The organism is Streptomyces sp. NPDC048560, assembly GCF_040650955.1.
Classification (GTDB): domain Bacteria; phylum Actinomycetota; class Actinomycetes; order Streptomycetales; family Streptomycetaceae; genus Streptomyces.
Map to the genome: position 1 here is coordinate 383,913 of NZ_JBEZIJ010000008.1, position 14,497 is coordinate 398,409.

At 73.0% G+C, this 14,497-nt stretch carries 14 protein-coding genes; 7 read left to right on the top strand and 7 right to left on the bottom strand.

Translation table 11 applies throughout. The annotated features are described in order from the left end of the window. Window positions 1-37: 37 nt before the first annotated feature. Window positions 38-1,108 (top strand): helix-turn-helix domain-containing protein, encoded by a 1,071-nt coding sequence (locus AB0C82_RS23010; RefSeq protein ID WP_362845038.1) that lies wholly within the window; start codon window positions 38-40, stop codon window positions 1,106-1,108. Window positions 1,109-1,279: 171 nt separating this feature from the next. Here AB0C82_RS23010 and AB0C82_RS23015 read toward each other — a convergent pair whose 3' ends face one another. The 3 genes from AB0C82_RS23015 to AB0C82_RS23025 form a co-directional block, all read right to left on the bottom strand. Beyond that, on the bottom strand, window positions 1,280-2,719 hold the full coding sequence (locus AB0C82_RS23015; protein WP_362845040.1) for an SPFH domain-containing protein: 1,440 nt from the start codon (window positions 2,717-2,719) through the stop codon (window positions 1,280-1,282). An 83-nt stretch (window positions 2,720-2,802) separates the two neighbouring features. Further along, window positions 2,803-3,312 (bottom strand): NfeD family protein, encoded by a 510-nt coding sequence (locus AB0C82_RS23020; protein WP_362845043.1) that lies wholly within the window; start codon window positions 3,310-3,312, stop codon window positions 2,803-2,805. Window positions 3,313-3,416: 104 nt separating this feature from the next. Continuing rightward, window positions 3,417-3,902: a peroxiredoxin gene (locus AB0C82_RS23025; RefSeq protein WP_362845045.1), complete on the bottom strand. Its 486-nt coding sequence runs from the start codon at window positions 3,900-3,902 to the stop codon at window positions 3,417-3,419. Between the two features lie 55 nt (window positions 3,903-3,957). Here AB0C82_RS23025 and AB0C82_RS23030 point away from each other — a divergent pair, with 55 nt between their 5' ends. From AB0C82_RS23030 to AB0C82_RS23040, 3 genes are all read left to right on the top strand, one after another. Then, complete coding sequence (locus AB0C82_RS23030; protein ID WP_362845048.1) at window positions 3,958-4,662, top strand: alpha/beta hydrolase; 705 nt, start codon at window positions 3,958-3,960, stop codon at window positions 4,660-4,662. Window positions 4,663-4,924: 262 nt separating this feature from the next. Beyond that, window positions 4,925-6,616 (top strand): SpoIIE family protein phosphatase, encoded by a 1,692-nt coding sequence (locus tag AB0C82_RS23035; RefSeq protein WP_362845051.1) that lies wholly within the window; start codon window positions 4,925-4,927, stop codon window positions 6,614-6,616. Window positions 6,617-6,669: 53 nt separating this feature from the next. Continuing rightward, the gene (locus tag AB0C82_RS23040; protein WP_362845054.1) at window positions 6,670-7,068 is read left to right on the top strand and encodes a hypothetical protein; all 399 of its coding nucleotides are present in this window, start codon (window positions 6,670-6,672) and stop codon (window positions 7,066-7,068) included. A 13-nt stretch (window positions 7,069-7,081) separates the two neighbouring features. Here AB0C82_RS23040 and AB0C82_RS23045 read toward each other — a convergent pair whose 3' ends face one another. Then, complete coding sequence (locus tag AB0C82_RS23045) at window positions 7,082-8,497, bottom strand: hypothetical protein (RefSeq protein WP_362845057.1); 1,416 nt, start codon at window positions 8,495-8,497, stop codon at window positions 7,082-7,084. 114 nt (window positions 8,498-8,611) lie between these two features. Here AB0C82_RS23045 and AB0C82_RS23050 point away from each other — a divergent pair, with 114 nt between their 5' ends. Next, window positions 8,612-9,880: a molybdopterin-dependent oxidoreductase gene (locus AB0C82_RS23050; protein WP_362845060.1), complete on the top strand. Its 1,269-nt coding sequence runs from the start codon at window positions 8,612-8,614 to the stop codon at window positions 9,878-9,880. Window positions 9,881-10,223: 343 nt separating this feature from the next. On the opposite strand, the gene AB0C82_RS23055 is transcribed toward AB0C82_RS23050, so the two are convergent. The 3 genes from AB0C82_RS23055 to AB0C82_RS23065 are packed head-to-tail and all read right to left on the bottom strand — an operon-like array spanning window position 10,224 to window position 12,456. Next, window positions 10,224-11,051, bottom strand: coding sequence for a class I SAM-dependent methyltransferase (locus AB0C82_RS23055; protein WP_362845063.1), 828 nt, complete (start codon window positions 11,049-11,051; stop codon window positions 10,224-10,226). Then, complete coding sequence (locus AB0C82_RS23060; protein WP_362845066.1) at window positions 11,048-11,719, bottom strand: DUF2064 domain-containing protein; 672 nt, start codon at window positions 11,717-11,719, stop codon at window positions 11,048-11,050. Before AB0C82_RS23060 ends, AB0C82_RS23055 begins: the two co-directional genes overlap by 4 nt. Continuing rightward, window positions 11,716-12,456 carry a glycosyltransferase family 2 protein gene (locus tag AB0C82_RS23065; protein ID WP_362845212.1) on the bottom strand — a complete coding sequence of 247 codons (741 nt, stop codon included), beginning with the start codon at window positions 12,454-12,456 and terminating at the stop codon, window positions 11,716-11,718. The genes AB0C82_RS23060 and AB0C82_RS23065 overlap by 4 nt, the downstream gene beginning before the upstream one ends. 148 nt (window positions 12,457-12,604) lie before the next feature. Between AB0C82_RS23065 and AB0C82_RS23070 the strand changes: the two genes are divergently transcribed. Next, window positions 12,605-13,372 carry a response regulator transcription factor gene (locus tag AB0C82_RS23070; protein ID WP_362845069.1) on the top strand — a complete coding sequence of 256 codons (768 nt, stop codon included), beginning with the start codon at window positions 12,605-12,607 and terminating at the stop codon, window positions 13,370-13,372. Further along, window positions 13,369-14,481 (top strand): HAMP domain-containing sensor histidine kinase, encoded by a 1,113-nt coding sequence (locus AB0C82_RS23075; protein WP_362845072.1) that lies wholly within the window; start codon window positions 13,369-13,371, stop codon window positions 14,479-14,481. Before AB0C82_RS23070 ends, AB0C82_RS23075 begins: the two co-directional genes overlap by 4 nt. Window positions 14,482-14,497 lie beyond the last annotated feature (16 nt).

Genomic DNA, 14,497 nt, shown 5'->3' on the forward strand with positions numbered 1-14,497 from the left:
CGTATCAGGGCCGAAATACAGAGAGGGAGGGGTGCACGTGCAGGAGCCGGAGATTCCAGGAGAGTTCCTCGGGGACTACGCCCGCATATTGGGCGAAGTCTCCGCGACGGGGCGCCGGTTGACCCGGGAGGAGCTGGAGGTTCACCGTGCTCTGGGCCGTGAGGCAGCCGAGGCCGGCCATCAGCTGCGCGCCCTGGTGGGGATGCATCTGGCCGAGACCCGCACCGCCTGGCCGCAGGCCGCGAACGCGGGTCCGGCGACGGCCGATTCCGTGCTGGCCGCCGTGGAGCAGACGGTGGACGCCTTCGCCGAGGGTTTCGAGCGCGCCCAGCGCCTCACCGTGCGGCGGGAGGAGGCGGCGCGGCGCGAGTTCATCGACGACCTGCTGTACGGGCGCAGTGACCTGGGCCGCCTCGCGGAGCGGGCCACCCGTTTCGGGCTGCGGCTCTCGCGCGCCCACGCGGTGGCCGTGGCGGCGGGCACGGAGGGGTACACGGAGACGGACGCCGTGCCGCGGAAGGTGGAGGCGGCGCTGCTGGCCCGCTTCGGCGGCCGGAAGATCCTGCTGACGACGAAGGACGGGCGGCTGGTCTGTATCGCCCCCGGCAGTCAGCCGGACGTCCTGCGGTACTTCGCCAAGCAGGCGCACGCGGCGACGGACGGCGGGCAGGTCGCGGTGGGCCGCCCGCACCAGGGTCCCGGAGGCGTCGTCCACTCGTACGACGAGGCGCTCGACGCCCTCGACCTGGCGCGGCGGATGGGGCTCGACGAGCCGGTGCTGTACGCGTCCGACCTGCTGGTCTACCCCGTGCTGACCCGGGACAGGGAGGCGATGGCCGATCTCGTACGCAGCGAACTCGGACCGCTGCGGAAGGCCAGGGGCGGCGCGGAGCCGCTGCTGAAGACACTGACGGTGTACTTCGAGGCGGGCTGCGTCTCCGCCGAGACGGCCCGCCGACTGGATCTCAGCGTGCGCGCCCTGACGTACCGGCTGGAGCGCATCCGCGAGCTGACCGGCTCGGACCCCTCCGACCCGATGCACCGCTACGCGCTCCAGACCGCGGTGATCGGTGCCCGGCTCCTGGACTGGCCGGCCAAGGAGCTGTGAGAGGAAGGCGGCCGGTGCGTCCACGGCCGCGAACGCGTCGCGGGTTCACGTGCCGTCACCCGACCGGGGCCGTGCTCGCCGGGCCTGTGCGCCCCCGGCCCGGCTCCGCACACACCCGTGCCCGGCCGAGGGACTCTCGGCCGGGCACGGGTGTGTCGGGTGCGTGACCGGTCAGCCGGTGATCTCGATCTTGCCGTTGTTCGCGGCGGTCTCCGTTTGCGCGGGGACCTCGGCGGCCGGCGCCGTGCGGTTCTTCAGGTTCTCCAGCAGGGCTCCCAGGTCCACGCCCGTCGTGGAGTTGAGGAGTTCGATCCCCTGCGTCACGTTGTCCGTGACCGTGCGGGCCAGCTGGCTGGCGCCGTCCGTGGAGATCACCGTCAGCTTGTCGATCGCGCTCAGCGGCTCGGACGCCTTCGCGACGACCGTCGGCAGGACCTCGACCAGCATCTGGAGTACCGCCGCGTCCCCGTACCGGGCGAACGCGTCGGCCTTCTTCTGCATGGCCTCGGCCTCGGCCGCGCCCTTGGCCGCGATCGCCGCGGCCTCCGCCTCGCCCTCGATGCGGACCGCGTCGGCCAGGGCCGAGCGGTGCAGCTTCTCGCCCTGGCCGGTCAGCCGCGAGCGCTCCGCGTCCGCTTCGGCTTCCTTGACCTGGGCGATGCGGCGGGCCTCCGCCTCCTGCTCGGCCTGGTAGCGGGCGGCGTCGGCGGGCTTACGGACCTTCGTGTCCAGCTCACGGTCCGTCAGGGCCGCCTGGCGCTCGGCGACCTTCTCCTGCTCCTGGAGTACTTCCTGCTGGCGGGCGGCCTCGGCGAGGGGGCCGGCCGCGTTGGCCTTGGCTGCCGCCGCTTCCGTCTCGGCCTTGATCTCGGCCTGCTTCAGGTAGAACGTCCGCTCGGCGATCGCGATCTCCTCGGCGGCCTTCAGCCGGGCCTGCTCCGACGCACGGCGGGCGATGGCCTCCGCGATGTCGGCCTCCTGCTTGGCGCGCGCCGCCTCGGGCCGGCCGAGGTCCTCGAGGTACGAACCCTCGGTGGTGATGTCCTGGATCTGGAACGCGTCCAGGATCAGGCCCTGCCCGGAGAGGCTCGCCTCGGCCTCCTCGGCGACCTGGCTCGCGAACGCGGCACGGTCGCGGATGATGTCCTCGACCGACATCCGGCCCACGATGGCGCGCAGGGCGCCGGACAGGACTTCCTGGGTGAAGCCGACGATGCCGTCCTGCTGCTGGAGGAAGCGCTGGGCCGCGGCCCGGATCGCGTCCTCGTTGCCGCCGACCTTGACGATCGCGACGCCCTCCAGGTTCGCCTTCACGCCGCGCAGGGTTACCGCGCCGCGCACCGAGATCGGGATGTGGCGGCTGGAGAGGTCCAGGGTGAACTTCTGCTGGACGAACGGCACGACGAAGACGCCGCCACCGACGACGACCTTCTGGCCGCTGTTGTCGATGCTGGTGCGGCCGGTGACCGGGTCGGTCGACTTCTTGCCGCGCCGGCCGGTGATGATGAACGCCTCGCTGGGCCCGGCCACCTTGTAGCGGGTGACCACTACGAGGCCGAGGAGTACGACGAGTACGACGATGCCGATGACGGCGGTCAGAACTGGGCTCATGAGAAGGGTCCCCCCTGCCTCCCGACGAGGGGGACGGCAGATCGTTTTCAGTCAGGAAGTCGGTGTCGAACGTCAGGTGGTGGTCATCGCTCCACGGGGCGGACCTGGACCGAGGTGGTCGACAGTGCGGCCTCCACCCAGATCTCGGCCCCGCGCTCGACGGGCTCCTGGCTCTTCGCGGCGAACTTCACGGTCTGGCCCGCGAGTCGCAGCAGCACCTCGCCGTAACCACCGGCGGGGATGGGCGTGACGACAGACCCGGAGGTGCCGATGAGATCGTCCCCGCGCGGCGTCGCCGTCGTCTGGTCCCGCATGAGTGCCCGGCTGAACCTCCAGGTCATCCACGCGGCGACGAGACCGGCGACGACGCCGACAGCCGTGGCGGCGACCGTGCCGACGCCGGTCGTGCCCAGGACGATCGCGCCGCCGAAGCCGAGCATCGCCAGGAAGCCCGCGATCACCGGCAGCGAGAGAAGGCCGTCGAACAGGCCGTCCAGTACGCCGCCGAAAAGCCCTTCGAGGATTCCGTCGAAGATCAGGGAGAAGAGGAGAAGAGCGATTCCCGCGATGCCGAGACCAAGAAAGAAGGTCACGTGATCATTCCCCCGGTGTTTCGATGTCCCCCGACATTTCCGTCGAACTGGCTGGATGATCCCATACGGCGGAGGCTTGCGGTACTGCCGGATCCCGGCAGTCTTTACGCGACTTCTATGCCGGACAGCCGGTCCGCGAGCGTGTCCAGCGACTGGAACGTCGCCCCGAACAGGGACACGTGCTTCCACCGCAGGACCCCGTCGGGACCGACCAGGAAGATCGCCCGGCGTACGCCGATTCCGGGCGCGGACACCCCGTACGCCTTGGCGATCTCGCGTCCCTCGTCGGCGAGCAGCGGCATCCGCAGGCCGTGCGTCCGGGCGAAGTCCTCATGGCTGTCCACACCCTGTGGACTGATTCCCCAGACCTCGGCATCCAGCCCTTCGAACGTCTCGAACCCGGAAGAGTAGGAGCAGAGCTGCTTCGTGCAGACCGGAGTGTTGTCCCCCGGGTAGAAAGCGAGGACGACGGACCGTCCGCGCGCGGTGGAGAGCGTGTAGTCGCTGCGCTCGAAAGCGTCGTCGGTGAGAATTCCCCCGGGCAGGGTGAAGTCCTCCACGGACTGACCGAGTTGAGGTCCCGATGCCATCATGACTCCCTTGGCCGGCGTACGAGGGCGCGTGTGCGCCCCGTACGGTGAACGTATGGCAAACCCTCCTCCCTCGGCTGCGGTGCTCCTCCTGCACGGCGGCCGTGAGGCGGGGACCGGGGCGCCGCCGCTCGGTCCGCTCAACCTTCCGGCGGTCCGGATGCGCCCCTTCCGGCAGGCCGTCACGAAGGCCACGCGGCCGGCCGGTGTGCTGGTTCGCGGCGTCACCTACACCTGCCGCGGCTGGAACGGTCCCCGCGAGGACCCCCTCCACGACGCCGTACGGGCCCTCGACGCGCTCCGGCGCGAGGCCGGTGAGATCCCCGTGGTCCTGGTCGGCCACTCCATGGGCGCCCGGGCCTCCCTCCGCGCCGCCGGCCATCCCCTCGTACGCGCTGTGGTCGGCCTCGCCCCGTGGTGCCCGCCCGAGGATCCGGTGGCCCAGCTCGCGGACCGCGATGTCGTCCTGGTCCACAGCACCGACGACCGCGTCACGAGCCCCCGCGCCAGCCGCGTCCTGGCCGGCAGGGCACGCGGTGCGGGCGCCAGGACCTGCCTGATCACGGTCGGGGGAAGCGACCACGCGATGCTGCGCCGAGCCCCTCTCTGGCACGAGTTGACGACCGCCCTGGTCACCGGCCTGCTCGGACGGACCGCCCTGCCGGACGCGGTGTCCGAGGCGCTCCGGCTGCCCCCGGACGCCGACCCCGCACTGGGTACGCTCGGCGTCGACGCGCTGCCGCGCCCGTGGAGTTCCTGATCGCGGTGGGGCCGGCCACGCCGGGCACATGACCCACGCGGATCACGAGAGGCCCGTCACGCGCCATGGGGCCGGCCGGAGCCTCCCGAGGCCGACGCGGCGCGGGGCCGCGGTGTGGTCCGTTCGGAAGGTGCGGAGATGCGGGGCGGGGCCCGGCGGACCAGGATGAGGAGCCGGGCCGCAGACGTGCACCCACCCCGTCTGCCGCCCGGCCCGAGCGCCCGCCCCGTGTCTGTTCCCGTGCCCGCCCCAGGAGGCTCCTGTGCCGTCCGAAGAGCACGCAGCCCAGCCGACGCCCTTCGATCTGGCGGCAGTGGCCTCGCTGCTCGGCGGCGCGATGGCGGGCGTGGCCGTCCTCGACACCGGACTGCGCTACCTCTACGTCAACCCGGCACTCGAACGGATCAACGGCGTTTCGGCCGCAGGCCACCTGGGCCGCTCCGTTTTCGAGGTCCTGCCGGAGATCGAGGCGCGCGAGGACGTCCTGCGCGAGGTACTGGCCGACGGGCAGTCACGCGAGCTCACCTACACGGGCCAGACGTGGGCGGTCTCCGACCTGGAGGTGCGCCACCTGCACGCGGCGTACCACCGCCTGGAGGACGGGAACCGGAAGGCCGTCGGGCTGGTCGCCATCGTTCTGGACGTCAGTGAGTCCGAGATCAGGCACGACGAGCTGAAGCGGGCCAGGCGTCATCTGGCACTGCTGGAAACGGCGGCGGTGAGCATCGGCACGACGCTCGACATGGACACCACCTGTCAGGAGCTGGCCGATTTCGTCGTACCGGCGCTGGCGGACGTCGCGGCCGTGGAGGTCTTCCCGCCGGATGTGGGGCACGAGGTGCGGCACGCCCCGCCGGGCGTGCTGCGTATGCGGCGCGCCGCACTGGCGGCGGTGCCCGCGCTCAGCGACAAGGGGGACCAGTTCAGCGGACCGGGGGATTACATCGACTACCAGGAGGACGCTGCCGTCCCGCGCTGCCTGGCGGCGAACGTGCCGGTGTGTCTGAGCTTCGACAGCGAAGAGGAACTGGACGCCTGGGGGCCCGTGCGGGAAGGGGCCGCCCCTTACCAGGCCTTCGGCATCCACTCGGCGCTCGTCGTACCGCTCACGGTGCGAGGACTCCCGCAGGGCGCCATGAGCCTCGTACGGGCGGACGGGTCGCCCCCGTTCACGGACGAGGACGTGGTCGTCGCGCGGGAGCTGGCGGGCCGCGCCGCCGTGGACCTGGAGCACGCCCGCCGGTACGCCCACGAGCACGCCATCGCCCGCGAGCTCCAGCGGTCCCTGCTCTCGGAACCGCGCGGATCGCACCCGCACGTGGAGATCGCCAGCCGGTATCTGCCCTCCGAGGAGGGGGTGCTGGTGGGCGGTGACTGGTTCGACGTCATCCCGCTGCGCGACGGGCGCCATCTCAAGGCGATGGGCGATGTGATGGGGCACGGCGTGGAGGCGTCCGTCGCCATGAGCCACTACCGCTCGCTGCTTCGGCTCCTGGCCTACGACGACCTTCCGCCGCACGAGATCCTGGAGCGGCTGGACCGGATGGTCGAGCGTTCCGGGATCGACCGTGCCGCGACCTGTCTGGTCGCGATGGTCGACCGGGCCGTCGGGGTCTGCGAAGTGGCCAGCGCGGGCCATCTGCCGCCGGTGTTCATCGACCCGGGGTCGGGCGGGCGGGTGGCGGAGGTGTCCGTGGGGCCGCCCCTCGGTACGGGGTTCGGCGGCTACCGCTCGACGACGGTGGCGTGCGGGCCGGGGACGGTGCTGTTCATGTACACCGACGGTCTGGTGGAGCGCAGGGGCGAGGACATCGACGTGTCGGTGGGACGGCTCTCGGGACTCGCGCTGCCGGTGAGCGGCAAGCTGGAGGACCTGCTGGACGAGGTGCTGGAGCGGTTCGGGCAGGACGCGGAGGACGACATCGCCGTCATGGCCTCGCGCACGTCGCGCTGAGCGGCTCCGGCTCGCGGGCGGGCATTGTCGGTGGGCGGTGGGAGGATCAGGGCATGGAACCCCTCCTCCTCGCCGATCTCGAAGCTGCCATCAGAAGCAGCTGGGACGCCGACACGACCACCCCCGTCCACCGCCCGCACTGGAACCCGGACAATCCGGCCCGCGACCAGTGCGGAGTGACGGCCATGGTGGTCAACGATCTGCTCGGCGGCGAGCTGATCCGGGGCGAGGTCCGGGTCGACGGCGTACAGACGGACTTCCACTGGTGGAACCGGCTGGGGATGGGCATCGAGATCGACCTCACCCGCGAGCAGTTCGGTCCGGAGGAGATCGTGACGGGCGGCACGGTGGTGCCCCGCCCGGCGGAGATCGTGAGGCTCCGCGAGGAGTACGAGCTGCTGCGCGGGCGGGTGCTGGAGCGACTGCGGGGACAGGTGCGGGTCCGGCTGTGACGGCGGGCGAAGCTCACCAGCCCGTCCACAGAAGGTGGTTGATCACCAGGGCCACCACCGCCTGAGCGCTCAGCCAGCCGCGCCGGGTCGCGTCAGGGAGCAGCGCGGCGGCGGGCAGCAGCCAGAGAACGAAGGGCTGCCAGATACGTTCCGTCTCCGCCTTGCTCATCCCGGAGAGGTCCGCGACGAGCAGCGCGAGGAGCGCCGCCACGGCGAGCAGCGCGAGTCGCTGACCGGGATCCGACGCTTCGCGGCCGGCTGCGTCGCCCGGGCGCAGGGTGCGTACGGCGCCGGGGGCGGCGGCAAGGGCGCGGCGCAGGCCCGCGACGGTGGCGAGACCGGCGGCGAGGGTGGTGCAGGCGAGGTTCGCCCAGACCCAGTAGCCGTACGGGCGGACGCCGCCCGCGCCTTGGTAGTACCGCTCGACGAGCAGGTGGTAGGCGTCCCACCAGTTGAAGCCCGCCAGGGTGAAGGCGAGCGGGACGACCACCGTGCCCAGTAGGAACGGGACGAGCGGGCGGGCCGTCCGGGCGAGCAGGAGGACGGTGACCAGGAGCGCCGCGATCAGCGTCAGCCCGTACGACAGGTAGCAGGTCAGGCCGAACAGCAGCCCTGAGGCGAACGCCAGGGCCCAGGTGCCCGTCGCCCGGCCGGCACTCGCCCCGCGGCGCCGCGTCGCAGCCGGCGCGAGCAGGGCCACCGACCAGGCGGCGACCGCCGCGAAGTAGCCGTCGGCCGATACACCCGCCCACACCGCGACGGGGGCGAGCACGAGGAATGGGGCGGCCCGGCGCGCGAGGTGTTCGTCGCCCAGGGCGCGGAGGGTGATCAGGACGGCCACAGAGGCGGACGCGGCGAGCACCAGGCACCACACGGCGGCCCAGGCGCCGCCGCCGAGCCCGACGCGGTCCAGACCGACGAACGTCAGCGTGGCGCCCGGCGGGTGCCCGGCGACGTGTGCGGGCCAGTTGTCCGGGGGGCCGATCAGGATGTGGTCGTCGAAGCCGCGCAACGCGGCGCCGATGTCGTCGAAACGGTCGATGACCCGCAGGTACTCGTGCTTCGTGGTGAGGCGCCGCGCGACGCCGCGGTGCCAGCCGTCGACGAGCGCCAGCGACAGCGTCCAGGTCAGGGACGCCGCCCACGCGGTGAGGAGCAGGCCCCGCCACGGCAGCCGTGCGGCGAGGACCGGCCCGTACGCGACGACGGCGACGGCGGACACGACGGCGGCCGGGGTGCCGGGGCCGACGTGCGGATCCCACGAGGCCAGCAGCGGCGGCCACTGCACCCTGAGGCTTCCGTCGGCGTTCTGGATCGCGCGTCCGACGAGCACGGTGGCAGTGACGAGCACGACTCCGGCCCCGGCGGCGATGAGGTCGCGGCGGCGCCCTCGACGGTCCTTGGAGTGCGGCGGGTTCTCGGTCTTCACGCTCGCACGGTATGCAGGCCGGAGCGGCTTGCGGCGGTGCCACGGGAGTGACGTCAGACTTCCGTCAGGAGTCGCGGCCGCCTCGACTCCCCGTACCGGACATAGCGTCGGCGCATGGACGTCAGACGCCGGATCCGTACGCTGCCGAGCTCCCTGCCCACCCCCGACGAACCCGGGTTCTGGCGCAGCCCGGTGCGCGGCGTCCGCTTCACCGCGGTGCTCGGAGTCGTCCTGCTCGTCGGGCTCACGCTGCTGTTCGTGACCGGGCTGCTGTCGTACGCCGCCTACAACCCGGACCTCACGGCGGTCAACGACAAGACGCCGGACAAGGGGTGGCTCGGGTTCTACCTCTTCGCCTGGCCGACCGGTCCCGTGTGGCTGTACCGCCTGAACCAGGGCCTGCACGTCACCGTCGGCATCGCGCTCGTCCCCGTCCTGCTGGCGAAGCTCTGGTCGGTCGTCCCGAAACTCTTCGGACTGCCGCCCGTCCGTTCGGTGGCCCATGCGCTGGAGCGGATCTCCCTCCTCCTGCTCGTGGGCGGCGCGTTGTTCGAGTTCATCACCGGGCTGCTCAACATCCAGCTGGAGTACCTGTTCCCGGGGTCCTTCTATCCGCTGCACTTCTACGGGGGATGGGTGTTCTTCGCCGCGTTCCTCGCCCATACCGCGCTGAAACTGCCGAAGGCGGTACGGGCCCTGCGCGGTGGCGTCCTGCGCGCCGACCAGGATGAACTGGCCTCCCCGGCCCCCGATCCCGCGACCATCACCCGGCGAGGGGCCCTCGCCGTGGTGGGAGCCGGTTCGCTGCTGATGCTCGCCACTTCGGCGGGCCGGAACTTCGACGGACCGCTCCGCGCCACCGCGCTCCTCACGCCGAGGGGCGGCGCCGAACCCGGCCCGGGACCCAACGGCTTCCAGATCAACAAGACGGCCGCGTACGCCGGTGTCACCCGGGCGGACACGGGCGAGGGATGGTCGCTCACCGTCAGGGGACCTGCCGGTGAGATCCGGCTGTCCCGGGACCAGTTGCTCGCGATGGACCAGTACGGCGCGGCGCTGCCGATCGCCTGTGTGGAGGGCTGGTCGACCTCGGACCAGTGGTGGCGCGGAGTACGGCTGCGGGACCTCGCCGTGCTCGCAGGACATCCGGCGGACCGGCCGCCGGACGTCCTGGTGGAGTCCGTGCAGCGGCGCGGCTCCTTCCGCGAGGTGGCACTCCGCGACAACCAGGTGCGCGACCCGCGCTCGCTGCTGGCCGTCAGGGTCAACGGCGCGGACCTGTCGCCGGATCACGGCTATCCGGCGCGGATCATCGTGCCGGCGGCGCCGGGCGTGATGAACACCAAATGGGTGGGCCGGCTGACCTTCGGAGAGCAGCGATGAGTACACGTGCGGTACTCCCGCCGGTGCCCCGGAAGGGCCTTCTGGAGCGCTGGTACGGGGAGGGGCCGCTGCATCTCCTGCTGCTGGCCGCCACGTTCTGCCTCGCGGGGTACGCGGGCGTGAGGCTGCTGGCCGGCGACGCGTTCGGCATCGCGTTGTGGTTCGTCGGCGCCGCGCTCGTGCACGACCTCGTGTTCGTACCGGCGTACTCCCTGCTCGACCGGGCGGTACGCCGCTCCCTGGGGCCGTGGTCCGGGCGGATCAACTTCGTACGCGTCCCCGCCCTTCTCTCCGGCCTGCTCCTGCTGACGTGGTTTCCGCTGATCACCCGGCGGACGGAGCGTTACGAGCCCGCGAGCGGGCTGTCCCCGGACTCCTTCCTCGGGAACTGGCTGCTGATCACGGCCGCGCTGTTCGCGGCCTCCGCGCTCTGGTTCGTGGTCCGCGCCCTGTGGCTGAGGCGCAGGGCCACGAAGGGGCGGCTGTCCGACTCCCACCGATCGACGGGCCGCCAGTCGGGCGGCCGGGCGTAGCGGAGCAGGGCGGGCGTGGAGAGGCGGGCCCACGGGAAGAGTGCTTCGGCCGGAGGGCCCGGCCGCGTACCGTCCACTGCCGTGCCCGTACCCGTGCCCGTCCCCGGCGCCCCGCGGCCGTCGTCCAGCCGGACCTGGACCCGTTCGTCGATGTCCTGGGCGGTCGTCTCGGCGATGAGCAGCCCGCCGGGGGCGAGGAGTTCGGCGGCCCGGCGCAGCAGGGCATGCGGGTCGCCGCCGATGCCGATGTTTCCGTCGATGAGCAGGACCGTTCCCCAGCGTCCCTCGCCGGGCAGCGGGTCGAAGACGCTGCGGTGCAGCGCCGAGCCGCCGAGCCGCCGGGTGTGGGCGACGGCCGCCTCGCTCACGTCGATGCCGAGCGCGCGGTGGCCGTGCGCGGCGAGTTCGGCGACGAGGCGGCCGGGCCCGCAGCCGACGTCCAGGACAGGGCCCTCGCAGCGACGCAGCGCCGACAGGTCCGCGGTGTCGGCGCCCGCGCACCAGCGCTCGACGTCCAGGGGCAGCAGCCAGCCGTCCGTGCGCCGCAGGAACAGCGGACCGTGGCCGTTGCGCAGGGCGTTCGCGTACGGGTCGGTGGTCCAGGGGCTCACGGGCACCGTACGTGCCGTGGGATTCACCGGGCCGCTGCCCGGGTCAGGCGGGTGAAGGCGGCCGCGAACGCGCCGTCCGGCGCGGCGGCGGCCACATGGGCGGCGTCCTGCGCCGTGTCCACGTCGCGCAGTCGCGGCAGGTCCCGCACGGTGAGGCCGGCGTCCAGGAGACGGCGGCGCTGGACCGCGCCGGTCTCCGGGACGGACATCGGCACGCCGCGCAGGAGTGCCGGGTCGGGCGCGGCGAGGCCCAGCGCCCAGAAGCCGCCGTCGTCGGCCGGTCCGAACCAGGCGTCGCAGTGCTCCCAGCCGCCCGGGGAGAGGACGTCGGCCAGGTGGGTTGCGCCGGCCTGGGGGGTGTCCATGCCGATGAGGAGTGCGGGACCGTCGCAGGCACCGAACGCGGCGGCGAGCCGTTCGTCGAGGCCGCCCGAGCTCTGGGGGACCACGTCGATGCCGGGCGGCAGCCACGGTCCCGGCTGCCCGTCGAGGACGAGGACGCGGCGCCGGGCGGGGAGGGTGAGGACGGTGCGCAGGGTGTCGGCGAGGGCGGCCTCGGCGAGCTGGGCGGCCTCGGCGGGGCTGAAGGGCGGACAGAGACGGGTCTTGACGCGCCCGGGGACCGGCTCCTTGGCGATGACGAGGAGGGTGGTGGGGCCGAGGGGGCCGATGGCGCCATGCGTGGCGGGGCTCATCGGGCCGCCTCCGTGGGTACGGTCGCCGATCGGCCCGATGGCGGCTGCCGCAGTACCGACCGCATGTCGCGCACCGCGTGCCAGGTGCCCCGCCACGTCCCGGTGACCTTCGACCTTCCGGTACGGGGGAGGTAGGGCACGTCCGTCTCCGCGACGCGCAGTCCGGCGTCGGACGCCCGGACCACCATCTGGAGCGGGTAGCCGCTGCGGCGGTCGGTGAGTCCGAGCGCGAGCAGGTCGGTGCGGCGGGCGGCCCGCATCGGGCCCAGGTCGTGCAGGCGCAGGCCCGTGCGGCGGCGCAGCATCCGGGCCAGCACGACGTTCCCGGCCCGCGCGTGCGAGGGCCAGGCTCCCCGGCCCTCGGGGCGTCGGCGGCCCAGCATCAGATCGGTCTCCCCCTCGGCGATGCTCCGGACGAAGGAGGGGAGCAGGGCGGGGTCGAGGGAGCCGTCGCAGTCGCAGAAGCAGACGTACTCCGCGGTGGCGGCGAGCAGCCCGGCGTGGCAGGCCGCGCCGAAGCCGCGCCGCGGCTCGTGGACGACCGTCGCGCCGAGCGAGCGCGCCAGCTCGGCGGAGCCGTCGGCGGAACCGTTGTCGACGACGATCGCCCGCCAGCCCGGCGGGACGCGTTCCAGTACGCCGGGCAGGGCGGCCGCCTCGTCGAGGCAGGGCAGGACGACGTCGGCGTGAGCGGCGGCACGGTCGCGCGGCGCCGTGGAGCCGAGGCCGGGCGGTATGTCGGGCGGTGAGGAGTCGGTCACGCTGTTCACCTTACGGAGAAGAATCCGGCATTTCGGGCGCCAGGATCTTACGAAACGTGGACGTCGGCCAACCGGCGCCCCGTGACGGCCCGCGCCGTGTCACCGGGGTGCCAAGGTGGGAGCCATGCTGACCACCCAACCGACCGCCCGTCCCGAAGCCCCGGCCGGCCGGGTGCTCGTCGTGGACGACGACCCGACCGTGGCCGAGGTCGTCGCCGGCTACCTGGACCGGGCGGGTTACGGCGTCGCGCGGGCGGACGACGGGCCCTCCGCGCTGGAACGGTTCGCCGCGCGGCGGCCCGATCTGGTCGTTCTCGATCTGATGCTGCCCGGCATGGACGGCTTCGAGGTCTGCCGCCGGATGCGCGCGCGGGGGCCGGTGCCGGTCATCATGCTCACGGCGCGGGGCGACGAGGACGACCGCATCCTCGGCCTGGAGACCGGGGCGGACGACTACGTCACCAAGCCGTTCAGCCCGCGTGAGCTCGTCCTGCGCGTCGACTCCGTACTGCGCAGGGCCCGGGCCGCGGGCGGCTCCGCGGCTGGTGGGCCGGCGGCGCCGTTCGGCGGAGCGGGACTCGTACTCGACCCGGCGGCGCGCAGCGCGACCCGCGACGGCGCCGTGCTCGCCCTCACCCTCCGCGAGTTCGACCTGCTCGCGTTCCTCCTGCGCCACCCGGGGCAGGTGTTCACCCGCGAGGAGCTGATGCGGGAGGTGTGGGGCTGGGACTTCGGCGACCTGTCGACAGTGACCGTCCACGTGCGGCGCCTGCGCGGCAAGGTCGAGGCGGACCCGGCCCGGCCGGGTCTGATCCGCACGGTGTGGGGCGTGGGCTACCGCCTGGACCTGGGGAGCGGTAACGCCGCCCGCGCCGGGAGCCCGGCGCGGTGAACGACATCCTGCTCATCGCGCTCTTCGCCTTCCTGGGCGCCGCCGCCGCAGGGCTGCTGGGCGCACTCGTCCTGCGGATCTTCCGCCACCGCTCCCTCGTCGTCTCGCTGACGGTCGTCGCGGCGGTCGCCGTGACGGCGATGCTCGCGGGGACGCTCGCGGTGGCCTGGGCGATGTTCCTGTCGCCGCACGACCTCACGGTCGTCACGACCGTCGTGGCGATGGCGGCCGTGGTCTCCCTCGCGACTGCCATGCTGCTGGGCCGCTGGGTGGCCGCGCGGAGCCGCGACCTGACGCTGGCGGCCCGCTCCTTCGGCGACGGCGGTACGTTCGCGGCGCCCGTGGGTGAGGTGACGGCCGAACTCGCCGCGCTCACGCGGGAGTTGGCCGCCACCAGCGCGAAGCTGGACAGTTCGCGCGAGCGGGAGCGCGCCCTGGAGACCTCGCGGCGCGAACTGGTGGCGTGGATCTCGCACGACCTGCGGACGCCACTGGCCGGGCTGCGGGCGATGTCGGAGGCGCTGGAGGACGGGATGGCACCGGACTCGGGGCGCTACCTGCGGCAGATCCGTACGGAGGTGGAGCGCATGAACGACATGGTCGGCGACCTCTTCGAGCTGTCCCGTATCCACGCCGGATCCCTGCCCCTCACCCCTGCCCGGATATCCGTCTACGACCTGGTCGGGGACGCCCTCGCCGGGGCCCACCCGCTGGCGCGCGAGCACGGTGTACGGCTGGTGGGCGACCGGATCGAAGCGGTACCGGTCGAGGTGGACAGCAAGGAGATGAGCCGGGTCCTGGGCAACCTCCTGATCAACGCGATCCGCCGCACCCCGGCCGACGGCACGGTGGCCGTGGCTGCGCAGCGGTGCGAGGGCGGGGTGATGCTCTCGGTGACCGACGGGTGCGGAGGTATTCCGGAGGAGGACCTGCCCCGGGTGTTCGACACGGGCTGGCGCGGTACGCACGCCCGCACCCCACCCGCGGGCGCGGGCCTCGGACTGGCGATCGTGCGCGGCATCGTGGAGGCGCACGAGGGGCGGGCGGCGGTCCGGAACGTGGCCGGCGGCTGCCGCTTCGAGGTGACGCTGCCGGTGTGCCCGGGCTGAGGGCGAGTCGGCCCAC